The following is a 23,845-nucleotide window of genomic DNA, read 5'->3' as shown; positions in this document are numbered from 1 at the left end:
TAAGGAGGTCTACAACATGAAACGTAATCTGTTTTCATTTAAGGTTCCACTAATAATGACATTAGTTTGTATTGGATTGATTATGAACACTTCTAGTACTCACGCCTTTACAGATCAAATCATTCAAAGAGGGGCTACTGGTGATGATGTAGTCGAGCTACAAGCTCGCCTTCAGTATAATGGATTTTACAATGGAACAATTGATGGAGTATATGACTGGGGAACTTATTGGGCTGTTCGAAACTTCCAAGAGGAATTTGGTTTAGAAGTAGATGGTTTAGTAGGTCCGAAAATGAAAGATATGTTAGAAAGAGCAACAAATTATAACGAAGAATTTGTCAAGAAAGCTCTTAATGAAGGAAGAAAATTTACTCATTACGGTGGTACGCCGAAGGACATTCAAAAAGGACCAAAAGGTAGTCGCGATAAAGTAGAAAAACAGGAACAAAAGGAAACGCCGAGAAAAGACCAAGCTGAGGGACCTAGAGAAGAAACACCAAGTCCAACACCAGCTGAAGAACCGGCACCAGAAACACCAAGTCCAGCACCAGCTGAAGAACCGGCACCAGAAACACCAAGTCCAACACCAGCTGAAGAACCGGCACCAGAAACACCAAGTCCGGCACCAGCTGAAGAGCCGACACCAGAAACACCAAGTCCGGCACCAGAAGAACCTGTTCCTTATCCGGAAGAACCTGAAGAACAGGATAATGAAGCAAATATTCAAAAGGCAACGAATGTTCCAGCTGGTTACTCAGAGAACGATATCCAAATTATGGCTCAAGCCGTTTACGGCGAAGCGCGTGGTGAACCTTATGTAGGTCAAGTGGCAGTGGCAGCAGTTATTATCAACCGTATCAATAGTCCGACATTTCCGAATACGGCTTCAGGGGTTATTTTTGAGCCTCGTGCGTTTACAGCGGTTGCAGATGGACAAATTTATATGGAGCCAAATGAAACTGCTCGTCGTGCTGTTATTGATGCAATAAATGGTCAAGACCCTTCTGGAAATGCTCTATATTATTTTAATCCGGATACAGCTACATCGGGTTGGATTTGGACTAGACCACAAATTAAAAAAATTGGAAAACATATTTTCTGTCATTAATTTTTGGAGGTGAATAATATGGTACGAAATATTGTAATAGGATTGTTAGCTGTTGCTGTTGTTGCGACTGGGATTTGGGGCTTTCAGGAACGAGAAGAAAAACAAGTTCTAAAAATAACAGCAGAAAATAATTACCAAAGAGCGTTTCATGAACTGGCTTTCCATATGGATCAAATCGAGGATCAGTTAGGTGCCTCTTTAGCTATGAATTCCAGGCGTCAATTAACACCAGCATTAGCTGATGTTTGGAGAATTGTTAGCTTAGCGCAAGAAAATATCGGGCAACTCCCACTAAGTTCTGTCGATTTAGGGAAAACAGAAGAATTTTTATACAAATTAGGTAGATTTAGCTACAGAACATCAATTCGTGACTTAGATAAAGAACCACTAACTGATCAAGAATATGAAACATTAGAAAAGTTATATGGCTATTCAAAAGATATTAGAGAAGAAGTTCGTGAATCTCAAGCGATGATGCTAGCAAACGGCGACCAATGGATTGATATTGAAGCAGAAATGCGCGCCACACAAGAACCTATGAGTAATATGATTGTAAAGAATTTAGAGGTAATGAATAAATCAATTCAAAGTTATAGTGAAACCGAATGGGGGGCATCGCTGGCTTCTATTGACGATTTAAACGGTGAATTGAAAGAGGCATTGGATGGAGAGCCTGTTTCGAAAGAAGAAGCTGAAAAAATTGCTCGCGAATATTTAGATGTTGACGAAGCCACTAACGTTCATGTTGCAGAAACGGGTAATGGTTTAGAATACCCAGCATATACAATTGTTGTAGATGATCCGGAACACCAGACTAACTACTACATGGATATGAGTGAGAATGGTGGGGAACCAATTTGGTTTTTGCAAGAACGTCAAATTGAAGATGTCGACATAAGTTTAAATAAAGCAGCTGAAATTGCTGAAGATTATTTGAAAGAGCATGACAAAGAGGATATGCAATTGATAGATAGTAAGCAATACGATTCAATTGCGATGTTAGAATTTGTTCATCTTGAGGATAATGTCCGTGTCTATCCTGATCTAATTCGGCTGGAGGTTGCACTTGACGATGGAGATGTTATTGGATACGAAGCGAAAAGTTATTTAATTCATCATAAAGAAAGAGATATTCCTAAACCTGAATTAACTAATGAAGAAGCAAGAGAAAATTTAAACCCTCGCCTAGAGGTTATGGAAGACCATCTTGCTGTTATTGAAAATGATTTAGGTCAAGAGGTACTTTGTTATGAATATTATGGTGTTATAGATGATGAAACGTACCGGATTTTCATTAATGCAAAAGATGGAGAAGAGGAAAAGGTTACTCGCCTAAATCAGTCTGAACCAGTATATGATTTTTCATAACGGGCAAAAGAAGAAGCAGGAGATGCTTCTTCTTTTTGCATATTCATGAGATAATAGGAAGAACTAGAAATATAGGGGAGGAGTAAAGAAGGTGATTAAAATTGGTTCGACTATTTTCTTAGAGTTACAAGAGAGAAAAGATTCCGAAAAAAAATCGCTGCGTTATAAATGTAGGCTCGTTGACAAAGATAAGTCGACTTATGTAATTGACTACCCAATAAATGAAGAAACAGGTAAACCAAGCTTTTTTTTTGATGGGACAGAATTTAGAGCATCATTTATAGCTGATGATGATACAGCTATTTATGCTTTTGACACTGAAATTGTCGGAAGAAGAAAAGGGAATATTCCAGTTCTACTTTTAAGAAACCCAGGTAAAGATAAGTATATTCGTATTCAAAGACGTAATTATGTACGAGTAGAGACAGCGGTGGATGCAGCGGTCCATCCAGTAAATGAGGAGTTTTCGCCATTTACAACGGTAACGATTGATTTGAGTGGTGGAGGATGTGCCATTGTTGTACCACCTGATAAATCGTTTCCCGTTAGTGGAGAGGTCAATCTTTATCTGGTTTTGCATATGCAATCAGGTGATATTGTATATGTGAGAGCTTTGTGTAAAATTGTGCGAGTTTTTAGGCCGCGTAAAGAAACGAGGGATCGTGCCTCTTTGCAGTTTCTTGATCTTGATGAGCGAGATCAACAAAAAGTAATTAGATATTGTTTTGAAAGACAAGTTGCATTCCGGCGAAAATACGAAGCAGGAAATAATTGAAAGTAGGTTATCCATAAATAGATGAACTATATTTTCTTAGTGGAGATTCATCTTATCAGTAAGGGTGATATGACTTTTTATAGTTAGACCAATAACTAAAATTATGATAAAATGAGAACAATTAGAAGGTAATGTAAACACTTTCAATTGTTTGTATTTTATATGGGGTGTATTAGTAGATGAACAACGATAAGATGAACATTGCAATTGATGGTCCTGCAGGAGCAGGGAAAAGTACGGTTGCCAAATCAGTTGCAGAAAAGCTTGGCTTTCTCTATATCGATACTGGTGCCATGTATCGAGCTCTAACATTTGCAGCCTTGCAAAAAGAAATAAATCTTCAGGATGAAAGTTCCTTAAAAAAATTATTAGATGAAAGTACAATCCAACTTGAACATGATGAAGAAGGTGTGCGAGTACTTTTAAACAACGAGGATGTAACCGAAGCCATTCGAACTAAGGACGTTACATCCAATGTTTCATTGGTTTCTAGTCATGAAGTGGTTCGAATTGAGATGGTTGAAAGACAACGAAAGCTTGCTGAAAATGGCCAGGCAGTACTAGATGGAAGAGATATAGGAACATATGTATTGCCAGAAGCTAAATTGAAAGTGTTTTTAACTGCTTCGGTAGAAGAAAGAGCTAGAAGACGTTATGAAGAGCAAAAGAAAAAAGGGATTGAGTCAGAACTTGAACAATTAAAGAAAGATATAGCTCGTCGCGACGAATTAGATTCAACAAGATCTTTTGCTCCATTAAAGAAAGCTAATGATGCAATTGAAATTGATTCAACAGCTCTATCAATTCCCGAAGTGATAGAAATTATTATAAAGCTAGCGAAAGAAAGGGCAAATTAATATGGGCATTTATCAGTTTGGTCAGCAAGTAAGTAGAATCTTTCTTTCATCTTCTTATAAAGTTGAGGTAATTGGTAAGGAAAATATTCCTGAGAACGGAGCAACAATTCTTTGTTGCAACCATATTCATAATTTTGACCCCCCTTTACTAGGTGCCTACATAAAGCGTCCGTTACATTATATGGCAAAGCAAGAACTTTTCGAAAAGCCTATATTAAAAGGGCTCCTGCCTAAATTAGGGGCGTTTCCTGTACGGAGAGGGATGAGCGATAAACAAGCGATACGCACAGCTCTAAAGCTATTAAAAGAAGGCCGAATGATAGGTTTATTTCCAGAAGGAACAAGAAGTAAAGATGGTGAATTAGGAAAAGGATTGACAGGGGCTGGTTTTTTCGCATTAAGAACAGAGGCCGAGGTTATTCCTTGTGCGATTATTGGTCCCTATAGAAGGCGTCAGCCACTTAAATTAGTATATGGAAAACCAATTGATTTCAGTGAAATGAGAGAACAAAAAGCATCAGCAGAAGAAGCAACTGAACGTATTATGGGTGAGATTAAAAAATTAATTAACAATCATAGCCTATAAGCTTAAGTAATAAATTTTCTTTCGCTTGTTGTGAAAGATAGTTAAAAATAATAGTGAGTTGCCGCTACTAGACTGCGGGGATTGAAGGAGGCAAAAGTCAATGGTCGAAGAAATGAACAATGAAGTGACAGAAATGAAGTCTTTTTCTGAAGGAGACATTGTAACGGGTAAGGTGACAAAAGTCGAAGATAAACAAGCGTTTGTCGATGTGGGCTTTAAAGTCGATGGGATAATTCCTATTAGTGAATTATCAAGTTTACATGTAGAGAAAGTAAGCGATGTTCTTTCAGTTGACGATGAGCTTGAATTGAAGGTTCTGAAAGTAGAGGACGATGAGCTCATCCTTTCTAAGCGAGCTGTAGAAGCTGAGAAAGCATGGGACGAGCTTCAACAAGCTTATGAGTCTGGCCAAATCCTTGAGGTAGAAGTTGCTGATGTTGTAAAAGGTGGACTCGTTGTTGATGTAGGCGTAAGAGGCTTTATTCCAGCTTCATTAGTTGAACGTCATTTTGTAGAAGACTTTTCAGATTATAAAGGCCGTATTTTACGTTTGAAAGTGGCTGAACTTGATAAAGAAAACAATAAACTTATTCTATCGCAGCGTGTGGTACTTGATGAAGAGGTTGAAAAGAAGAAACGAAATGTACTGCAATCGTTAAAAGCTGGAGACGTTGTTGAAGGGAAAGTACAACGTTTAACAGATTTTGGTGTTTTTGTTGATGTTGGTGGTGTTGATGGTTTAGTACATATCTCTCAACTTGCTCACCACCGTGTTGAAACGCCTTCTGATGTTGTACGTGAAGGTGACGTTGTTAAAGTAAAAATTCTATCTGTTGATGAAGATAGTGAACGTGTTTCATTATCAATCAAGGATACATTACCTGGCCCGTGGGAAAGCTTCACTGGTAAGGTGAGAGCTGGGGATGTTCTTGAAGGAACTGTACGACGCCTCGTTTCATTTGGTGCATTTATTGAGTTAGCACCTGGCGTCGAAGGCTTGGTTCATATTTCTCAAATTGCCAACCGACACATTGGAACACCTTCGGAAGTATTAACAGAAGGAGATAAGGTTGATGTGAAAGTTCTTGATGTTAGTATCGAAGAAAAGCGTATCTCTTTAAGTATCCGTGAACTACTTGAAGAGGAAGAGTCGGGCGATGCTGACTTTAAACAGTATGAAGCATCACAAGCTGAAGAAGAGTCAGGTGGCTTCTCTCTTGGAGATATGATTGGTGACCAATTAAAGAAATATAAGAATTAATGAATAACTAAATATTCATTTCTAGGTTATCAGTATTTGTTTCATAATAATGTTTGGTTTTAATAAAAATCGGTGAACTTAAGTTAAGTTTGCCGATTTTATTGTTTCTTGACTCCTGCTAGAGGTGAGAGGTCTGAAATTGAGATCAATAGGTGAGAGACTTTCTAATATAGAGGTAGTTATGCAAACTACCTCTATAAGGATGGTTTCGTTACTGATTGAAGGAAAAATAAGGTAGACCGTTATGGGCGTTGTTGTTTTCTTGCTTGTTCTGCGTTTTGCATCTTAGCAGCTCCTGGGTAATCTAAACTTTGATCGCGATCTGATTCAACTCTTCCTGATTTTTTTAATTTTTGTTGTTGTCGATCTTTTCCCATTGAACATCCCTCCTTTGTCATCTATTTTATTGTGTCACCATTGGTGTATTTCATGTATTTATATGGTTAGAATAACCATACTTAGTCGATACTTAAGGTGAAGGAGGTAGGTAGAAGAATGGAAGGTGTATTTGTTTATTGGATTGGGTGGGGACTTTGGGCAATTATTACTTTTATATGGCCGAAGTCAAAAAAGAGGTTTTGGGATGCGATATGTCTATTGCTATTATTAATATTACTGCCCCAAACTTTTGTTATTGCAAATACATCTTTTCATGTTGTCTATTTCCTATTTTCTATCTATTTATACTGGCAGTTGAAACAAGTGAAACATGTTAACATATTTCTTTCGCTAGTTGCATCGACTACAATTGCTGCGGCTTACGCTGGGTTTGAAATGATACTCATTTTTGATCCTGTTGTTGAATTTATTGATAGTCGTTGGATGGTGGGGGGGATTGTCGCCATTATTGCATTTTTCTTTTCGTTGACTCTTAGACATCGTCTGCTTTTAGCTTTATCTGGTCTTATACAAGGAGAACTTTTGGTGGGGAGTTTTATTCAACATCAACTTCAAATGCCCTATATTATTGGGAGTCTGTATATTTTTGATGTGATAGCCATTGTAAGCTTATTATTTGGTACTGGTTGGACATTAAAACGACTTTCTATCCAACTTAGTAAAACTATTATAAAGGAAGAAAGAACAGACATATTAAAACAGAGTTCGTGAAACTAGCAGTCGACAAGGTTACTTAAATCAAGTAAAATAAATTAGTTGCAAGCAAGATGGAATACATTTACATAGTAAAAAGAAAGGTTGTGACGTTATGACAAAGCCTATTGTAGCGATAGTCGGACGTCCTAATGTAGGGAAGTCAACGATTTTTAATCGAATAGTAGGAGAACGAGTTGCGATTGTCGAAGATATGCCTGGAGTTACTCGTGATCGTATTTATAGTAAAGGTGAATGGTTAAATCGTGAATTCAACATTATTGACACTGGTGGGATAGAATTAGGGGATGAACCATTGCTCGTTCAAATGAGGGCTCAAGCAGAACTTGCGATAAAAGAAGCTGATGTTATTATTTTTATCGTGAACGGCCGTGAAGGGGTAACAAGTGCTGACCAAGAAGTGGCAAAAATCCTATTTAGATCAGACAAGCCTGTTGTATTAGGAGTTAATAAAATCGATAATCCAGATATGCAGGAAGAATTGTATGAATTCTATTCATTAGGGATGGACACTCCCTATCCGATTTCTGGTTCTCATGGGTTAGGCTTAGGTGATTTACTTGATCAAGTTATTAAACATTTTCCAGCTGAAGAGGAAGATCCGTATGATGAGGACACGATTCGCATATCTTTAATTGGACGACCTAATGTTGGTAAGTCTTCAATTGTGAATGCAATGCTTGGAGAAGAACGGGTGATTGTAAGTAATATTCCTGGAACAACCCGTGACGCGATTGATACACCTTTTACGCGTGATGAACAGGAATATGTACTGATTGATACTGCTGGTATGCGCAAACGAGGCAAGGTGTACGAGGCAACAGAAAAGTATAGTGTATTACGTTCTCTTAAAGCCATTGAACGATCAAATGTTGTTCTTGTTGTAATTAACGCTGAAGAAGGACTGATTGAACAGGATAAGAAAATTGCAGGTTATGCTCATGAAGCTGGGCGTGCTGTTGTGATCGTTGTAAACAAGTGGGATGCCGTTGCAAAAGATGATAAGACTATGAAGAACTTTGAACAGAAATTGCGAGATGAACTTTTGTTTTTAACTTATGCACCAATCTTGTTTGTTTCTGCCAAAACGAAACAACGACTCCACCAAGTATTACCGATGGTAAAGAATGTATCTGAAAATCACCATCTACGAGTAGCAACAAATGTGTTAAACGATATGATTATGGATGCTGTGGCCATGAATCCAACGCCTACAGATAAAGGTAAGCGATTGAAGATTAATTATGTAACACAAGTGGCTGTTGAACCTCCAACGTTTGTTTTCTTCGTTAATGAACCTGAACTAATGCACTTTTCTTATGAACGCTTTCTGGAAAATCGTTTGCGAGCAACATTTAATTTTGAAGGAACACCGATAAAAATATTTGCTAGAAAGAAAAATGTATAATAGTCTGTAGCAAACGAAATTACGGCATGTGAGCTTGCTTCATGTCGTACATTCGTTTGTCATTGTTTAAAGAAGGGAGAGTTAGAGGTGGGGGAAGTACGATGATTATTGCACTTATTTTTTCTATTTTGATTGGATACCTATTAGGTTCTCTTAGTTTTAGTTATATTATTGCAAAAAAAATTAAAAAGGTTGATATTCGCCAGCATGGAAGTGGGAATGCAGGAGCAACAAACACATTGAGAGTGTTAGGATTAGGCCCTGCGATTTCTGTTTTAGCATTAGATGTATTAAAAGGAATTGTTGCTGTGTGGATTGGGGTGTTAATTGCCCCTGATGAAGTAGGTTTATTGCCCGCATTAGCTGGTTTTGCAGCGATACTTGGCCATAATTGGCCGGTGTATTATGGGTTTCGTGGTGGAAAAGGTGTGGCAACTACAATCGGTGTATTAGCAACACTAGTTTTCTTTCCAGCTTTATTTGCTGGTATTGTAGCAATTGCGAGTATTTTTATAACTAGATATGTATCATTAGGATCGATTTTGTTTGCAATCTTAACACCTGTTTTTTCTTACTTTCTCTTTGAATACTATGGCTATCCGATTATTTATGTGTATCTAACTGTAATTGTTGCGATTCTTTCTGTTTGGAGACATCGTACAAATATAAAACGGTTATGGGCTGGAACTGAGAGTAAAATTGGACAAAAATCTTAATATTTTGGTAGGGAGTGAGTCGATTTGACTAAAGTTGCTGTTATTGGCGCAGGCAGTTGGGGAACTGCTTTGGCAATGGTTCTAGCTGATAATAATCATGAAGTTAAACTTTGGGCAAGGAGAAAAGAACTAATTGACGAAATTAATAATCATCATACAAATAAAAAATATTTACCTAATATTACGCTTTCGGAACGAATTGTCGGCTATGATCAATTAGAGGAAACGACTCGTGATGTTGAAATCATTCTATTGGTTGTCCCAACGAAAGCTGTTAGGGATACAGTAAAACAATTGAAAGAAGTTTTAACAGCACCAGCTACAGTTATTCATGCGAGTAAAGGAATAGAACCTGGCACTCATAAACGAATATCAGAGATGATCGAGGAAGAGTTTGAGGGTACAGGTCTATTGCGTGATGTGGTTGTCTTATCTGGACCGAGTCATGCTGAAGAAGTGAGTTTAAGACAACCAACAACAGTTGCAGTTTCGTCGAAAAATCACACAGCGTCAGAATTAGCACAAGATTTATTTATTAATCAGCACTTCCGTGTTTATACCAATCCTGATTTAGTAGGGGTTGAAATTGGTGGCGCATTAAAAAATACGATTGCACTAGTCTGTGGGTTAACAAAGGGACTAGGGATGGGTGATAATACAAAAGCTGCTATTATGACACGAGGATTAGCAGAGATTACAAGAATGGGAATGAAACTAGGTGCTAACCCATTAACGTTTGCAGGGCTATCAGGTTTAGGAGATTTGATTGTAACTTGTACTAGTGAACATTCACGAAATTATCGAGCTGGATATATGATCGGAGAAGGAAAGACATTAGAAGAAGTATTAGATTCCATGGGAATGATTGTTGAAGGTGTGAGAACGACAAAAGCTTCCTATGAACTAGCGACAAAATTAGAAGTTGAAATGCCTATAACAAGTGCACTATATGCTGTGTTGTTTGAAGGTTTACAACCGGAGAAAGCGACAGAGAGGTTAATGGGGCGCGTTAAGAAGCACGAAGTGGAACAATTGAATATTGATCTAAATTAAAATCGTTGAGCATGCACCTTCTTCTTAATCACGCATATGATATCGTGATATTACGAAAGAGGGAGGGCGCATCATGTTTCAAAATAATGACTCATCTTTCATGGACCAAATTCAAAAGAAGACCAATGTTAAGCCAGAAGATTTGATGAAGTTAGCGAATTCTGTTAACAATACAAACCTTCAAGATGAGAAAGCTGTAAGGCAACTGATTGCACAAGTAGCAAAGCTTGCTAACAAAAATGTTTCTAAAGAAAAAGAGGATCAAATTGTTAAAGCAATTACGAATAATGATATGCCAATGGACTTTGCTTCACTTGCAAAAATGTTCAATAAAAAATAAATATGTGTAGGCAAAAGCCACAAGCAAAATTGTGGTTCGTGCATATACTTTTAGTGAACGAACATTACTATAGGGCTGTGTTTTAAGACGAAGGGTTTCGTCAAGTTGGAGAAGTGTGCCCCCACTTCTCCAACCTTTTTTTATGTTAAAGTATAGGGGAGATGGTAACAATCTTTTATAAAACAATAGCTTTAATAATTGCCAATAGTCTATTACGACAAAATTGGACAGGCTGTGCTATAATGTGGAATGGATAATGGAAGATGGAGGCTGATAAATCGTGTCACAGGCGATGATGAGTATGTGGATATCCTTTTTTGCTCTTGCGTTAATGTTTGTTTCAGCAGGAACTGCTATTTTTAGTCGATCAAAGTTAAAGGGTTGGCTTCAAAAACTTGTGTTAGCTTTTTCGTTTATTTGTTTATTAGGTGCAGGTTGGATTGTCTTTCTTATTGTAATTATTGGGCCGACGGCTACTATGTAATAAGAAGGAGAGCTAATACCATGAACAGAAAGACTTTTACCGGATTTATTGTTTTAAGCTTAGTTTTTTTAAGTGGCTGCTTATTTCCAGCTGAAGAACGTGCTGAAAACAGGGTGGCATATCCTGATCAATTGCAATCTGTTCAACTAGCTGTTGAGCAGTTTCAAACTGATACTGGGGTGTTACCGATTCGTACTTTTGATGAGACAATTTCGCTTTACCAACGTTATGTTATTGATTTTAACCAGTTGATCCCTAGATATATACAACAACCACCTGGGACGGCATTTGAAAACGGAGGTGTGCTTCAATATGTTCTTGTTAATGTAGAAGAAGCACCAGAAGTGAGAGTAATTGATTTGACTTCACAGCGAGAGATTCAGCAAATGCAACAGCGTTTAAATGACTATATGAGGCAACATCAATTTGCTCCAATTGATGAAATGCTTGATGTCGGACTTTTTAAACTTGATCATGAAGCTTTGAATTATAAAGAAGCTCCTCATGTCAGAAGTCCTTATCATGATACTATGCTGCCTTTACTTCTAACAAATGACGGGGAAATTATTATTGATTATCGTATTGATCTTAATATAATGCTTAATGAACACGGGCATGATTTTGACGAAGGGGAAGATATACGCTCGATACTATATGAGCATGCACCTTTTGTCCCTCTTCGAAGTGTTCCTTATGTATTGGATGAAAACGGTGAACCAACGTATGCGATGGAACTGAGGTAAACTAATAGATTTTACACTTTATCATTCTAACTGTAATGAAGTGGAAATTAATACGCGCTCCAGTCAGTTAAGAGAAGTCCATTCCTAACTAACTTAGAAGGTAGCAAAAAGATAAAATCAATCTTTTTGCTACCTTCTAAAATATAATTGGTATAATGCTCCTTCTACTCTGATATATATAGTCAGAGGAAGGGGCATTTTTTCGTTTCCCCTTCTCGGTAGCCCAAAAAACGAGTTTCTTCATACTTTCTATTAAAGTTGTCATAAACCTTGTACAACATCATAGATATGATAGTGTCGAAGGTTTACGGAAAGAAGTTGAGACTTAAATTTTTACTCGATCGGGAGGGGATCACGTGGAAAAGGTTGATATTTTCAAGGATATTGCTGAACGCACAGGCGGCGATATTTATCTCGGAGTGGTAGGTGCAGTTCGTACAGGGAAGTCGACATTTATTAAAAAATTTATGGAGTTAGTCGTTCTCCCGAATATTGAAAATGAGTCAGAAAAAGCACGTGCACAAGATGAGTTACCTCAAAGTGCAGCTGGTAAGACAATTATGACAACGGAGCCGAAATTTGTACCAAATCAAGCTATTTCTATTCATGTTGATGATGGTCTTGATGTGAATGTACGCTTAGTTGATTGCGTAGGATATGCTGTACCTGGTGCGAAGGGATATGAGGATGAGCATGGTCCACGAATGATTAATACACCATGGTATGAGGAGCCAATCCCATTTCAGGAAGCAGCAGAAATCGGAACTCGAAAAGTTATCCAAGAGCATTCAACTTTAGGGGTTGTCGTTACAACAGATGGTTCAATAGGAGAAATTCCTCGGCAAGATTATTTAGAGTCAGAGGCGCGAGTAGTAGAAGAGTTAAAAGAGGTTGGTAAGCCATTTATTATGGTTGTTAATAGTGTACGTCCACACCATCCAGATACGGAACAACTACGCGCTCAATTAGCTGAAGAGTATGATATTCCATGTCTTGCTATGAGCATTGAAAGCATGACAGATCAAGATATAAATAATGTACTTAGAGAAGTGCTTTATGAATTCCCAGTGCATGAAGTTAATGTGAATCTACCTAGTTGGGTTATGGTACTTCGCGAAGAACATTGGTTGCGTCAAAGCTATGAAGAATCTGTACGTGAAACAGTTAAAGATATTAAACGCCTTCGTGACGTCGATCGTGTTGTCGGTCAGTTTGCTGAGTATGAGTTTATTGATGATGCCCGTCTAGCAGGAATTGAGATGGGGCAAGGTATCGCAGAGATTGATTTATATGCACCAGATGACCTTTACGATCAAGTGTTAAAAGAAGTTGTTGGCGTCGAAATCCGAGGAAAAGACCATCTTCTTCAATTGATGCAAGATTTTGCTTATGCGAAAGAAGAGTATGACCAGGTAGCTGATGCCCTAAGAATGGTGAAGCAAACTGGGTATGGTATAGCAGCGCCAGCTCTATCAGATATGAGTCTAGATGAACCAGAAATTATCCGTCAAGGATCTCGGTTTGGGGTGAGATTGAAGGCTGTTGCCCCATCAATTCATATGATTAAAGTGGATGTTGAATCTGAATTTGCTCCAATTATTGGTACTGAGAAGCAAAGTGAAGAGCTCGTTAGATATTTAATGCAAGACTTCGAGGAAAATCCATTATCGATTTGGAATTCTGATATTTTTGGACGCTCATTGAATTCTATTGTTCGAGAAGGAATTTCTGCTAAATTATCACTAATGCCGGAAAATGCTCGTTATAAGCTAAAGGAAACATTAGAGCGAATCATCAATGAAGGTTCTGGGGGACTAATTGCTATTATCTTATAGTACAAACGTATAAAGTGAAAAAGAGTAAAGAGAACGCCCCTTTTTGTTGAAAGGGGTTCTTTTTGCTTTATAATAACAGTTTATGCTAAGATTATTTATTATAGAAATGGAGCAATCAAGAAAGAAAAAGTTTTATGCTGGCTAGTATATGAAAAGGATGTCTTTTAAGATGTGAGCGATTTCCACGTATTGGAGTTGCTCACATTATGTAGGTTTGGACTAGCAACGAATAGAACCTACAGGAGCGCAATCAATTAATTCATGTTAAAATAGAACATGCTGGGCATGTGTTGTAGATCTTATGAAGAGGAGATAGGAGAGTTGAGATGAGTAATCAAAATGAATTTTTTGTGATAAAAGCGAAAGAAAATGGTGTGAATGTGATTGGTTTAACCCGAGGATCAGATACTCGTTTTCATCATTCGGAAAAACTAGATAAAGGTGAAGTAATGATCGCTCAATTTACTGAACACACATCGGCAGTGAAAATTAGAGGAAAAGCAGTTATCCAAACAAGTCATGGTACAGTCGATACCGAAGAATAAGGGATTTATACATATAATGTTCATTGTATGTTAGAACCTATGATATAATGGACGCGATATAAATAGGCTACTACAACAATGAAGGACGGAATTTGGGGGATTTTTAAATGGTGAGTATGGGTCAGGTTAATGACAATGTCAAAGAAATCAAAAAGAGCTTCTATAAACTAACAGAGCATCCTTATTTGGAGTCATACGTAAAAAAACCAGAAATCGATGATGATAAAGTTCGGTTTATATACGCAATGTTATATAACCGATTAACAAATGCAGAAGTAAAAATGTTTACGATTTCAGCTTTATTACTTCAATCTGCTCTGGATGTTCATGATGAGGTCTCCCTCCATCCAATTACGTCTGATAAGCTGAGAAAAAATAGGCAATTAACAGTGCTTGCAGGTGATTATTATGTAAGTCTCTACTACTATTTGCTTGCAGAAAAAAATCAAGTTCCAATGATTAAAGTATTTAGTCAGTCAATACAAGAAATTAATGTAAATAAAATGAATTTGTATGGTTCAGCTGAATTAAGCTGGAGCTATGATGAAATTGAAAGGAAGACGGCTCAAGTTGAATCTGGACTTATGCAGAATATGGCTGAACATTTTGAGGAAACTCGTTGGAAAGAGGTTATTAAGGATTACTTTTTCTTGAAAAAATTACTAGCCGAAAAGAGGTCTTGGAAAGAAGGTAAAACAAGCATTATTATTGATTCAATTTTTAAGGAATCTGGCGTCGAAAGTGATAAATTACAATCTATAGATAGAAAAATAGAAGATTTGAAAGATCGTCTATTGACTAGAAGTAAACAGTTGAGAAACTTTGATAATTTTGTTATTGAACATGTTGATAAGCTATTCGTACAATCATCATTTCAAGAGATAGCAGCAGAAGAAGGGTGAGCAAGATGACACAATCGAAAGAAGAACGCGTCCATCAAGTGTTTGAGTCAATTTACAAAAAATACGACGTCATGAATTCGGTTATAAGTTTCCAACGTCATAAAGCATGGCGAAAGGATACAATGAAAAAAATGAATGTGCAAGAAGGCGATCAGGCACTAGATGTTTGCTGTGGTACAGCTGATTGGGCAATTGCTTTAGGTGAAGCAGTAGGCACTAGTGGACATGTTGAAGGTCTCGATTTCAGTAAAAATATGTTAAAAATCGGAGAGGAAAAGGTAAAGGAAAGAAACCTTACCCAAGTACATTTACGTCATGGTAATGCCATGGAACTCCCATATGAAGATAATCGCTTTGACTTTGTAACGATTGGTTTTGGATTGCGAAATGTACCTGATTATATGAAAGTGTTACAAGAAATGTATCGCGTTACAAAACCAGGAGGAACGGTTGTTTGTCTTGAAACATCACAGCCTACTATTCCTGTCTTTAAACAATTATACTTTTTTTATTTTCGTCGAGTTATGCCGTTATTTGGAAAGTTATTTGCAAAAAGTTATGAAGAATATTCGTGGCTTCAAGAATCGACTATGTCTTTTCCAGGTCGAAAAAAACTAGCTGAAATGTTTCAGAAAGCAGGATTCGTTGATGTTGAAGTGAAACCATATTCAGGTGGAGTCGCTGCAATGCACTTAGGAAAAAAATCGAGTACCAAATAGGGAAGTAGAATTGGAGCAGATATAAAGTGATTAGAAAGTTAAAAATCATCTTAGAAATGATTAAGTTTGAACATACGGTTTTTGCCTTGCCATTTGCGTTTTTTGGTGCAATAATGGGATCTTTCATTGTCAATGGCGATTGGCCTACATTGTCACAATGGATTTGGATTACAGTGGCAATGGTGGGGGCAAGAAGTGCGGCGATGTCCTTAAATAGAGTAATTGATGAACAAATTGATAAACACAACCCAAGAACAGCAACTCGTGCTATTCCGGCTGGTTTAGTGTCTAAATTAGAAGTTTTATTATTTATTATTATTTCGTTTGGACTACTCTTTTATGCAGCGTTTAAGTTAAACATGCTGGCTGTTTATTTATTACCAGCTGCAGTCTTCTTCCTTGTTATTTATTCTTATACAAAACGATTTACATGGACGTGCCATATTATTTTAGGGATTACAATTGGAATTGCTCCTCTTGGAGGATGGGTTGGTGCAACAGGTACACTAACTTGGGAAGCATTTCTTCTATTTCTAGCTGTGGCGCTTTGGACAGCAGGATTTGATGTAATTTATGCAACGCAAGATGCTGATTACGATAAAGAACATGGACTTCATTCAATACCAAGTCGATTTGGGATTGGACGAGCACTAACAATCGCTCGCTATTTTCATGTGATTAGCTTCCTTTGCTTTCTTGGGTTGTTTTTTGTGACAGCACTTGGCTGGGTGTACTTCTTAGGGGTAATCATTGCTGGTGGAATTATGCTTTATGAACATTCACTTGTTTCGGAAAATGATCTTTCAAAACTTGATGTAGCATTTTTTACTATGAATGGTATTTTAAGTGTTGTATTGTTTGTATTTGCAATAGGAGATGTACTTTTATGGTAGTTAATGAAAAAGGAATCTATATCGTTGGAATTACAGGAGCTAGTGGGGCAGTTTATGGAGTTCGGCTCGTTCAAGAATTGTTGAACAATAGTTATAAAGTTCATTTAATTTTAACCGAAGCAGCTTGGCGAGTTTTTAAAGAAGAATTGTTATTGGATACTTCGAATCGTACCAAGGTTATAGATAATTTATTCGGTAGTTATAAAGGGGAGCTTCATATACATGAACTGAATGATTATGGTGCATCAATTGCAAGTGGTTCTTATCAAAACAATGGAATGATTATTATTCCATGTTCTATGGGAACGCTCTCGGGGATTGCGAATGGAGCTTCTGGTAACCTCCTTGAGCGAACGGCTGACGTTATGTTGAAAGAGGGGCGAAAGCTAGTCTTAGTTCCTAGAGAAACCCCACTTAATCAATTACATTTAGAAAACATGCTTAAGGTTTCTAAGGTGGGAGCAAAAGTCCTTCCTGCTATGCCTGGCTTTTATCATTTGCCCAATTCAATGGATGATCTGATAAACTTTCTTGTGGGAAAAGCATTAGACAGTCTAGGGGTTGAACATTCATTGTTTACACGCTGGGGGGGAGGTCGGTGAGTGTTGTAATTGGCGAGATTTCCTATACAAATATTCAACCATTTTTTTATCATTTAGATCGTAAGTTTTTGAAAGCAAATGGTTGTAGCTTTATACCGGCCATCCCGGCAGAACTTAATAGAGGAATGGTAACAGGACGTATCGATGTTGGAGGTATTTCCTCTTTCTCTTACGCTGAGAACGCAGATTCTTTCACTTTATTACCGGACTTATCCGTTTCTAGTTATGGTTCAGTAAATTCCATCTTTCTTTTTTCGAAAGTTCCACTTGATGAATTGAACGGTAAAAGGATTGCATTAACTTCTAGTTCTGCAACTTCACTTCATCTATTAAAAATTTTGTTAGAATATTTCTATTCGTTTTCAATATTCTACAAAGTAATGAGCCCTGATATTAACAGTATGTTATTAGATAATGAAGCTTGTTTATTAATAGGAGACGATGCGATTCTTGCAGAGAGAGAGAAGAACAGTGGTCTATACCATTACGATCTAGGAAAGTTGTGGTATGAGCAAACGGGGTTGCCTATGACGTTTGCCGTCTTTGCAGTACGCAATCAAACACTGCACGAAGAACCAAATATTATTGAATTACTTTATCGTTCTTTTGTGGAAAGTAAGATGACTTGTGAAGCTGATCAATATCAGGCAATGATCGCTGATATTGTAAAAAAACACGGTGGAGAACGCTCATTTTGGAATTATTATTTTCAAAAACTATGTAATGATTTTGGACCAGAAGAACAAAGAGGATTATCCTATTATTATGACCTGCTCTATAAAATGAATTTTATATCTCGACCGGTTAAATCATTGACTATTTGGAATGAGATTAAAAACTAGTAACTAGTAATTATATAAGGTGGACGACATGAAACTAGCAGAAATCTACATGCAATTTCAATCTGATATTACAATTATTGAAAAAGAGCTTGAAGCAAATGTTCAGTCTGATAATGCTGTGATGCAAGAAGCGGCCATTCAATTGCTAAAAGCAGGTGGGAAAAGGATTCGTCCCGTGTTTGTCTTGCTAGCAGCAAAGTTTGGACAATATGATATTAATGAACTTAAGCACATTGCTGTTCCACTTGAATTAATACATATGGGCTCCCTTGTTCATGACGATGTAATCGACGATGCGGATCTTAGGCGAGGAAAGAAGACGGTTAAGTCACAATGGGATAATCGTGTTGCTATGTATACAGGTGACTTCATTTTTGGTAGAGCTTTGGAATCAGCTGCATTTTTTGCTAATCCAGATATTCATAAAATCTTATCTAATGCGATGCAAGAAATATGTCTAGGAGAAATTGATCAAATTCGTGATCAATATAATTGGGGGCAAAATTTTCGTATTTACTTGCGTAGGATTAAACGTAAAACGGCCTTACTCATCGCGGTAAGTTGTGAATTAGGAGCAATAGCAGCTAATGCTGATAAAACGATTCAACGCAATTTATTTCAATTCGGTTATAATGTTGGGATGTCTTTTCAAATAACTGATGACATTTTAGATTTTGTTGGAACAGAGGAACAATTAGGCAAGCCTGCTGGTGGAGATCTAAGGCAAGGAAATGTTACATTGCCAGCTCTTTATGCTATGCACCATAACCCGACGTTAAAACAATCAATTGAAAAGACTTTAGTGGGAAGTTATGCAAAGAATAAGGACATTTCAGCGATCATAAACGATATTAAGCAATCAGGCAGTATTGAGTATTCTTTAAAGATTAGTGATCGATACTTAAATAAAGCTTATCAAGCTTTAGAGAGGTTACCAGATACAGAAGAGAAGATGTATTTACGTGAAATTGCAGCCTATATTGGAAAGCGCAAATTTTAATTACATAATAAAGACGACCACATTTTGTAATAGAGGAAATGTGGTCGCTTTTTTTATCACAAATGGATATGGTAATGCTTTCAAACAAATATTTCTCAACTATATTGTCCCTGTTTTAATAGTTTGTTATACTATTAAAGATTGTTATATACATACATTGGATAGGAGCGATTAACATGGAACGTACATATTTAATGATTAAGCCAGATGGTGTACAAAGAAATTTAGTTGGTGAAATTGTATCTCGCTTTGAAAAGAAAGGTTTTACACTAGTTGGTGCAAAATTGATGACGGTTTCAAAAGAATTAGCAGAAACACATTATGGTGAACATAAGGAGAGCCCTTTCTTTGGAGAATTGGTAGACTTTATAACATCAGGTCCAGTATTTGCAATGGTTTGGGAAGGTGAAAAGGTTATCTCTACTGCTCGTACCATGATGGGGGCTACTAACCCACAAGAAGCAGCACTAGGAACAATTCGTGGAGATTTCGGTGTGCAAGTTGCAATGAACGTTATTCACGGGTCGGATTCACCAGAAAGTGCAGAAAGAGAAATTTCAATTTTCTTTGAAGAAAATGAATTAAATAATTACGAAAAAACTGTTAATAAATGGGTGTAATGTAAGCGTTTAAAAGCTCGTCCTAAATTGGGCGAGCTTTTTGTGTGACCATCAGGGCCAGACTAATCATAAATATAGTGCATATTTAAAGTAGTTATTTTATATGAAAATAGAAGTACTACCTAAGGTTCTGTTAATTTACGGTTATCATAGATTTTTTTATTTTTTCGTCGTATGATAAAGCCATCACATTAAGGAAAGGTATTATTATATGAGTCAAGATTATATGCAATTTATTAGCAATATAAAAAAGAAAACAGCGATTGATCTCTCTTTGTATAAAGAGGCTCAGATGAAACGTAGACTAGAGTCATTACGCAACAAAAAAGGTTTTACGAACTTTGATACTTTTTATCAAAAAATGATTTCAAATGAAGACCTATTTAATGAGTTTTTAGAAAGGATGACGATTAATGTTTCTGAATTTTATCGAAATGCTAAAAGATGGGAAGTGTTAGAGGAGAAAATACTCCCACGGCTTATTAAAGAAAATTCGAGATTGAAATTATGGAGTGCTGCTTGTTCGACTGGAGAAGAACCTTACACATTAGCGATGATTATGTCGAAGTTTATGCCTTTGAGCAGATTATCCATATTAGCAACTGATTTAGATCGTGCTATTCTCGAACAGGCAAAAAATGGGTTGTATCCAGAACGATCCATAAAAGAAGTCCCACCTGATATGCTAACGAACTATTTTATTAAAGACCCTATGGGATATAAGGTTACCGATGATATAAAAAAGACCGTTACATTTAAACAACAAAATTTATTAGCTGATCGCTTTGATGAAAACTTTGATCTTATTATTTGTCGTAATGTAATGATTTACTTTACAGAAGAAGCCAAACATGATTTATATTTGAAATTTAGTAAAGCGCTTCGGCCTGGTGGTGTATTGTTTGTTGGAAGTACGGAACAAATATTTAGTCCAACTACATATGACCTCGAGGTAGAGGATACTTTCTTTTATAAAAAAAGATAAGTATTCGGAGGAAGATATTAGATTATATCCTTTTTACATATAATAAATTTAAAATTTTCTTAGACGTATGACAAATATTTTGATACAATCTCTAATTAATAACGAAATTGTCTAAATTTTTTGAGGCGCGTAATAGTAATATATGTTATAATTTAACGCATAAAAGCGATAAAGAGAAGTGTTGGTGAAATTGGAGGAGTCGAGATGAGATATTTAACAGCTGGTGAGTCGCATGGTCCACAATTAACGACGATTATAGAAGGTGTTCCTGCACAACTAGAGTTGGTAGCAGAAGATATTAATTATGAATTAGCACGCAGGCAAGGTGGATATGGCCGTGGAAGAAGGATGCAAATTGAAAAGGATCAGGTGCAGATTCTAAGTGGTGTTAGGCACGGACGTACTACAGGAGCACCAATTGCACTTGTTGTTGAGAATAAAGATTGGACACATTGGACAAAGGTGATGGGTGCTGAACCTATTAGCGAAGAAGAGGAAAAAGAAGTAAAGCGAAAACTTACGCGTCCACGACCAGGACATGCCGATTTGAATGGTGCAATAAAATATGGTCATCGTGATATGAGAAATGTATTAGAACGTTCATCAGCTCGCGAAACAACTGTGCGAGTTGCAACTGGAGCAGTTGCGAAAAAAATCTTATCAACCTTTGGAATTAAGGTTGGTGGCCATGTTCTTGAAATAGGTGGAGTAAAAGCTGAAGAAGTTCACTATGATTCGGTCGAGGATTTACAAAAACGCTCGGAAGCATCACAAGTGCGTTGTTTAGATGAGGCTGCAAGTGCAAAAATGATCGAAGCGATTGATGCTGCGAAAGAGGATGGGGACTCAATTGGTGGAATTGTTGAGGTTGTGATAGAAAATGTTCCTGTTGGTTTAGGGAGTCATGTTCATTATGATCGCAAACTAGATGCGAAATTAGCCGCTGCTATTATGAGCATTAATGCTTTTAAGGGTGTCGAAATCGGAATTGGTTTTGAAGCTGCCCATCTACCTGGAAGTCAAGTACATGATGAAATTATTTGGGATGAAGAAAACGGGTTTAGCCGTAAAACGAATCGCCTTGGTGGATTTGAAGGTGGAATGACTACTGGGATGCCAATTGTTGTAAGAGGTGTAATGAAGCCGATCCCAACGCTTTATAAGCCACTTCAAAGTGTTGATATCGACACAAAAGAACCATTTGCAGCAAGCATTGAGCGTTCTGATAGCTGTGCAGTGCCAGCAGCATCAGTTGTGGCAGAAGCTGTTGTAGCTTGGGAATTAGCAAGTGCGTTATTAGAAACATTTGGCCATGACCAAATCGAAACGATTAACGAGAACATAGAGCGTCACAGGGATGAAGCGAGGAAATTTTAATGAAGCAAGTTCTAATTGACACTAAATCAAAAACATACCATGTTCATATAGAGGCAGGAATACGAAGTCAAATTGATGAGCTTGTTTCTAATTTTACTGATCCGGTATCTTCTGTGCTTGTGATTACAGATTCGTCTGTTGCCCCTCTTTATTTGGAAGATGTAATAGGAAGCTTTCAGAACAAGCTTCCTATCTACACAGAGGTGATTGAAAGTGGGGAAGCATCCAAGTCATTTTCCGTATATGAACAGGCTATAACAAAGGCGTTAGAATGCGGGCTTGATCGCAAGTCTCTTATTGTAGCGCTAGGTGGAGGCGTAGTCGGTGATTTAGCTGGTTTTGTTGCTGCTACATATATGCGAGGAATTCGTTTTGTACAAGTTCCTACAACTCTTCTTGCTCATGATAGCAGTGTAGGTGGAAAAGTAGCGATTAACCACCCTCTAGGAAAAAACATGGTAGGAAGCTTTCACCAACCTGAAGCAGTATTCTATGATACAGAGACACTTTATTCTTTACCTGAGAAAGAATGGAGATCAGGTTTTGCAGAAGTGATTAAGCATGGCTTTATTAGAGACAAAACTTTACTTGATTGGTTGGAAAAAGAAATCACATCATTCGACCAACTGCCATTGCACACACTAAACCAAATGTTAGAACAATCAATCGCGGTTAAAGCGAATATTGTCGCTGAAGATGAGATGGAATCAGGAATAAGAGCGTATTTGAACTTCGGTCATACTCTCGGCCATGCAATTGAGTCTGAGTTAGGTTACGGTGCTCTCACACATGGAGAGGCCGTTGTTATAGGAATGGTGTTTGCGCTAAAAGTAAGTGAAAAGATGTTCAAAGTTGATCTGCAGGTAGCGCGATATGAACAATGGTTTAAACAATTAGGATACAAAACAGATGTTCCAGCTAACTTAAAAGTATCTAAATTGATCGAAAAGATGCAAAAAGATAAGAAAGCAGAAGTGGGTACTTTACGTATGGTTCTTTTGAAAGATATAGAGGAAGCAACTTTAGTAAAGGTCACACCTGCAATCATTGAACAGGTAATCGTGAAACAGTTGGAGGCGAAAAGTCTTGATTAGAGGTATACGTGGTGCAATTACAATTAAAGAAAATAACGACAATGAGATAGTAGAAGCTTCGAAGGAATTAGTTTCCGTTCTCATTGAGCAAAATAAGATCGATCCCGAAAGTGTGGCTCAAGTCCTTTTCACTGTAACAGAGGATGTAACGGCGACATTCCCAGCTAAAGTGTTGAGAGAATTTGAAGGGTGGTCCTATGTCCCTGTTGTTTGTGCAACGGAAATCCCAGTGCCAGGCAGCTTACCACTTTGTATTCGTGTTTTAATGACAGTAAATACGGATACAAAACAAAGTGAAATCGCACATGTATATTTACGGGAGGCTATTAAGCTTAGGCCAGATTTAACCTTGACGAATGAATAAGAACACGATAGACTTATGGCAGATGAGATGAGGAAAAAAGTTTCCTCGAGCCTAGAATAGCAAATTGCAATATAAATAGTACGAAAATTGAGATTAGTTGAGAATGAGATTGAGTTGAGGAGAGTTGAGTTTAGTTGAGGGATACGTCTATCATTATCCTCCTAAACGAAAGTAGTTTAGGAGGTTTTTAATATAATCTTATAGAGCTATACTAATCTAAATGCATAAGCTTTAGATTTATTGATTATATCATCC

27 protein-coding genes are annotated in these 23,845 nt (G+C 37.2%); 26 read left to right on the top strand and 1 reads right to left on the bottom strand.

Annotated features, from left to right (window positions below; all coding sequences use genetic code 11):
- The first annotated feature begins 16 nt into the window (after positions 1 to 16).
- The 6 genes from AC1FXZ_RS05770 (at position 17) to rpsA (ending at position 5,955) form a co-directional block, all read left to right on the top strand.
- The gene (locus AC1FXZ_RS05770) at positions 17 to 1,108 is read left to right on the top strand and encodes a cell wall hydrolase (RefSeq protein WP_480051755.1); all 1,092 of its coding nucleotides are present in this window, start codon (positions 17 to 19) and stop codon (positions 1,106 to 1,108) included.
- An 18-nt stretch (positions 1,109 to 1,126) separates the two neighbouring features.
- Positions 1,127 to 2,476 carry a germination protein YpeB gene (ypeB, locus tag AC1FXZ_RS05765; RefSeq protein WP_480051754.1) on the top strand — a complete coding sequence of 450 codons (1,350 nt, stop codon included), beginning with the start codon at positions 1,127 to 1,129 and terminating at the stop codon, positions 2,474 to 2,476.
- A 91-nt stretch (positions 2,477 to 2,567) separates the two neighbouring features.
- On the top strand, positions 2,568 to 3,251 hold the full coding sequence (locus tag AC1FXZ_RS05760; RefSeq protein WP_480051753.1) for a flagellar brake protein: 684 nt from the start codon (positions 2,568 to 2,570) through the stop codon (positions 3,249 to 3,251).
- Positions 3,252 to 3,430: 179 nt separating this feature from the next.
- Positions 3,431 to 4,108, top strand: coding sequence for a (d)CMP kinase (gene cmk / locus AC1FXZ_RS05755; protein WP_480051752.1), 678 nt, complete (start codon positions 3,431 to 3,433; stop codon positions 4,106 to 4,108).
- Position 4,109: 1 nt separating this feature from the next.
- Positions 4,110 to 4,694: a lysophospholipid acyltransferase family protein gene (locus tag AC1FXZ_RS05750; RefSeq protein ID WP_480051751.1), complete on the top strand. Its 585-nt coding sequence runs from the start codon at positions 4,110 to 4,112 to the stop codon at positions 4,692 to 4,694.
- Positions 4,695 to 4,794: 100 nt separating this feature from the next.
- Complete coding sequence (rpsA, locus tag AC1FXZ_RS05745) at positions 4,795 to 5,955, top strand: 30S ribosomal protein S1 (protein ID WP_480051750.1); 1,161 nt, start codon at positions 4,795 to 4,797, stop codon at positions 5,953 to 5,955.
- Between the two features lie 242 nt (positions 5,956 to 6,197).
- Here the strand turns inward: rpsA and AC1FXZ_RS05740 are convergent, their stop codons facing one another.
- Positions 6,198 to 6,332: a YpzI family protein gene (locus AC1FXZ_RS05740; protein WP_480051749.1), complete on the bottom strand. Its 135-nt coding sequence runs from the start codon at positions 6,330 to 6,332 to the stop codon at positions 6,198 to 6,200.
- Between the two features lie 118 nt (positions 6,333 to 6,450).
- On the opposite strand from AC1FXZ_RS05740, the gene AC1FXZ_RS05735 reads away from it, so the two are divergent.
- From AC1FXZ_RS05735 to aroH, 20 genes are all read left to right on the top strand, one after another.
- Entirely contained in the window at positions 6,451 to 7,065 is a 615-nt protein-coding gene (locus AC1FXZ_RS05735) for a YphA family membrane protein (RefSeq protein WP_480051748.1), read from the top strand.
- 97 nt (positions 7,066 to 7,162) lie between these two features.
- A complete protein-coding gene (gene der, locus AC1FXZ_RS05730) occupies positions 7,163 to 8,476 on the top strand; it encodes a ribosome biogenesis GTPase Der (RefSeq protein ID WP_480051747.1) in 1,314 nt (437 codons plus the stop codon).
- Between the two features lie 101 nt (positions 8,477 to 8,577).
- Complete coding sequence (gene plsY, locus AC1FXZ_RS05725; protein WP_480051957.1) at positions 8,578 to 9,192, top strand: glycerol-3-phosphate 1-O-acyltransferase PlsY; 615 nt, start codon at positions 8,578 to 8,580, stop codon at positions 9,190 to 9,192.
- A 24-nt stretch (positions 9,193 to 9,216) separates the two neighbouring features.
- The gene (locus AC1FXZ_RS05720) at positions 9,217 to 10,245 is read left to right on the top strand and encodes an NAD(P)H-dependent glycerol-3-phosphate dehydrogenase (protein WP_480051746.1); all 1,029 of its coding nucleotides are present in this window, start codon (positions 9,217 to 9,219) and stop codon (positions 10,243 to 10,245) included.
- Between the two features lie 73 nt (positions 10,246 to 10,318).
- Complete coding sequence (locus AC1FXZ_RS05715; protein WP_480051745.1) at positions 10,319 to 10,585, top strand: stage VI sporulation protein F; 267 nt, start codon at positions 10,319 to 10,321, stop codon at positions 10,583 to 10,585.
- A 280-nt stretch (positions 10,586 to 10,865) separates the two neighbouring features.
- Positions 10,866 to 11,069 carry a DUF2768 domain-containing protein gene (locus AC1FXZ_RS05710; protein ID WP_480051744.1) on the top strand — a complete coding sequence of 68 codons (204 nt, stop codon included), beginning with the start codon at positions 10,866 to 10,868 and terminating at the stop codon, positions 11,067 to 11,069.
- Between the two features lie 20 nt (positions 11,070 to 11,089).
- Complete coding sequence (locus AC1FXZ_RS05705; RefSeq protein ID WP_480051743.1) at positions 11,090 to 11,812, top strand: hypothetical protein; 723 nt, start codon at positions 11,090 to 11,092, stop codon at positions 11,810 to 11,812.
- Between the two features lie 356 nt (positions 11,813 to 12,168).
- Entirely contained in the window at positions 12,169 to 13,647 is a 1,479-nt protein-coding gene (gene spoIVA / locus AC1FXZ_RS05700) for a stage IV sporulation protein A (RefSeq protein ID WP_480051742.1), read from the top strand.
- A 326-nt stretch (positions 13,648 to 13,973) separates the two neighbouring features.
- Positions 13,974 to 14,192, top strand: a complete 219-nt coding sequence (gene mtrB, locus AC1FXZ_RS05695; RefSeq protein WP_480051741.1) for a trp RNA-binding attenuation protein MtrB — start codon at positions 13,974 to 13,976, stop codon at positions 14,190 to 14,192.
- 107 nt (positions 14,193 to 14,299) lie between these two features.
- Positions 14,300 to 15,094, top strand: a complete 795-nt coding sequence (locus tag AC1FXZ_RS05690; RefSeq protein ID WP_480051740.1) for a heptaprenyl diphosphate synthase component 1 — start codon at positions 14,300 to 14,302, stop codon at positions 15,092 to 15,094.
- Positions 15,095 to 15,099: 5 nt separating this feature from the next.
- Complete coding sequence (gene menG / locus AC1FXZ_RS05685; RefSeq protein ID WP_480051739.1) at positions 15,100 to 15,813, top strand: demethylmenaquinone methyltransferase; 714 nt, start codon at positions 15,100 to 15,102, stop codon at positions 15,811 to 15,813.
- 26 nt (positions 15,814 to 15,839) lie between these two features.
- The gene (locus AC1FXZ_RS05680; RefSeq protein WP_480051738.1) at positions 15,840 to 16,706 is read left to right on the top strand and encodes a UbiA-like polyprenyltransferase; all 867 of its coding nucleotides are present in this window, start codon (positions 15,840 to 15,842) and stop codon (positions 16,704 to 16,706) included.
- Complete coding sequence (locus AC1FXZ_RS05675; protein WP_480051737.1) at positions 16,700 to 17,308, top strand: UbiX family flavin prenyltransferase; 609 nt, start codon at positions 16,700 to 16,702, stop codon at positions 17,306 to 17,308. Before AC1FXZ_RS05680 ends, AC1FXZ_RS05675 begins: the two co-directional genes overlap by 7 nt.
- Positions 17,305 to 18,150 carry a menaquinone biosynthesis protein gene (locus AC1FXZ_RS05670; protein WP_480051736.1) on the top strand — a complete coding sequence of 282 codons (846 nt, stop codon included), beginning with the start codon at positions 17,305 to 17,307 and terminating at the stop codon, positions 18,148 to 18,150. The genes AC1FXZ_RS05675 and AC1FXZ_RS05670 overlap by 4 nt, the downstream gene beginning before the upstream one ends.
- A 28-nt stretch (positions 18,151 to 18,178) precedes the next feature.
- Positions 18,179 to 19,150, top strand: a complete 972-nt coding sequence (hepT, locus tag AC1FXZ_RS05665) for a heptaprenyl diphosphate synthase component II (RefSeq protein WP_480051735.1) — start codon at positions 18,179 to 18,181, stop codon at positions 19,148 to 19,150.
- A gap of 176 nt (positions 19,151 to 19,326) precedes the next feature.
- Complete coding sequence (gene ndk, locus AC1FXZ_RS05660) at positions 19,327 to 19,770, top strand: nucleoside-diphosphate kinase (RefSeq protein ID WP_480051734.1); 444 nt, start codon at positions 19,327 to 19,329, stop codon at positions 19,768 to 19,770.
- 211 nt (positions 19,771 to 19,981) lie between these two features.
- Entirely contained in the window at positions 19,982 to 20,755 is a 774-nt protein-coding gene (locus AC1FXZ_RS05655) for a CheR family methyltransferase (protein ID WP_480051733.1), read from the top strand.
- 204 nt (positions 20,756 to 20,959) lie between these two features.
- Positions 20,960 to 22,132 carry a chorismate synthase gene (aroC, locus tag AC1FXZ_RS05650; RefSeq protein ID WP_480051732.1) on the top strand — a complete coding sequence of 391 codons (1,173 nt, stop codon included), beginning with the start codon at positions 20,960 to 20,962 and terminating at the stop codon, positions 22,130 to 22,132.
- On the top strand, positions 22,132 to 23,226 hold the full coding sequence (gene aroB / locus AC1FXZ_RS05645; protein WP_480051731.1) for a 3-dehydroquinate synthase: 1,095 nt from the start codon (positions 22,132 to 22,134) through the stop codon (positions 23,224 to 23,226). Before aroC ends, aroB begins: the two co-directional genes overlap by 1 nt.
- Complete coding sequence (gene aroH / locus AC1FXZ_RS05640) at positions 23,219 to 23,590, top strand: chorismate mutase (RefSeq protein ID WP_480051730.1); 372 nt, start codon at positions 23,219 to 23,221, stop codon at positions 23,588 to 23,590. Before aroB ends, aroH begins: the two co-directional genes overlap by 8 nt.
- Positions 23,591 to 23,845: the final 255 nt, after the last annotated feature.

This window comes from Halalkalibacter sp. HAAS-P014, assembly GCF_056619965.1.
Note: the sequence above shows the minus strand (reverse complement) of the source record. Positions and strands in the feature narration are given on the sequence as shown.

Coding starts and splice junctions, on each gene's coding strand:
- AC1FXZ_RS05770 (WP_480051755.1), top strand. CDS start 17: ATGAAACGTAATCTGTTTTCATTTAAGGTTCCACTAATAATGACATTA.
- mtrB (WP_480051741.1), top strand. CDS start 13,974: ATGAGTAATCAAAATGAATTTTTTGTGATAAAAGCGAAAGAAAATGGT.
- menG (WP_480051739.1), top strand. CDS start 15,100: ATGACACAATCGAAAGAAGAACGCGTCCATCAAGTGTTTGAGTCAATT.
- der (WP_480051747.1), top strand. CDS start 7,163: ATGACAAAGCCTATTGTAGCGATAGTCGGACGTCCTAATGTAGGGAAG.
- AC1FXZ_RS05735 (WP_480051748.1), top strand. CDS start 6,451: ATGGAAGGTGTATTTGTTTATTGGATTGGGTGGGGACTTTGGGCAATT.
- AC1FXZ_RS05750 (WP_480051751.1), top strand. CDS start 4,110: ATGGGCATTTATCAGTTTGGTCAGCAAGTAAGTAGAATCTTTCTTTCA.
- aroC (WP_480051732.1), top strand. CDS start 20,960: ATGAGATATTTAACAGCTGGTGAGTCGCATGGTCCACAATTAACGACG.
- plsY (WP_480051957.1), top strand. CDS start 8,578: ATGATTATTGCACTTATTTTTTCTATTTTGATTGGATACCTATTAGGT.
- ypeB (WP_480051754.1), top strand. CDS start 1,127: ATGGTACGAAATATTGTAATAGGATTGTTAGCTGTTGCTGTTGTTGCG.
- ndk (WP_480051734.1), top strand. CDS start 19,327: ATGGAACGTACATATTTAATGATTAAGCCAGATGGTGTACAAAGAAAT.
- hepT (WP_480051735.1), top strand. CDS start 18,179: ATGAAACTAGCAGAAATCTACATGCAATTTCAATCTGATATTACAATT.
- AC1FXZ_RS05675 (WP_480051737.1), top strand. CDS start 16,700: ATGGTAGTTAATGAAAAAGGAATCTATATCGTTGGAATTACAGGAGCT.
- AC1FXZ_RS05715 (WP_480051745.1), top strand. CDS start 10,319: ATGTTTCAAAATAATGACTCATCTTTCATGGACCAAATTCAAAAGAAG.
- rpsA (WP_480051750.1), top strand. CDS start 4,795: ATGGTCGAAGAAATGAACAATGAAGTGACAGAAATGAAGTCTTTTTCT.
- AC1FXZ_RS05705 (WP_480051743.1), top strand. CDS start 11,090: ATGAACAGAAAGACTTTTACCGGATTTATTGTTTTAAGCTTAGTTTTT.
- AC1FXZ_RS05655 (WP_480051733.1), top strand. CDS start 19,982: ATGAGTCAAGATTATATGCAATTTATTAGCAATATAAAAAAGAAAACA.
- cmk (WP_480051752.1), top strand. CDS start 3,431: ATGAACAACGATAAGATGAACATTGCAATTGATGGTCCTGCAGGAGCA.
- AC1FXZ_RS05690 (WP_480051740.1), top strand. CDS start 14,300: ATGGTGAGTATGGGTCAGGTTAATGACAATGTCAAAGAAATCAAAAAG.
- AC1FXZ_RS05740 (WP_480051749.1), bottom strand. CDS start 6,332: ATGGGAAAAGATCGACAACAACAAAAATTAAAAAAATCAGGAAGAGTT.
- aroB (WP_480051731.1), top strand. CDS start 22,132: ATGAAGCAAGTTCTAATTGACACTAAATCAAAAACATACCATGTTCAT.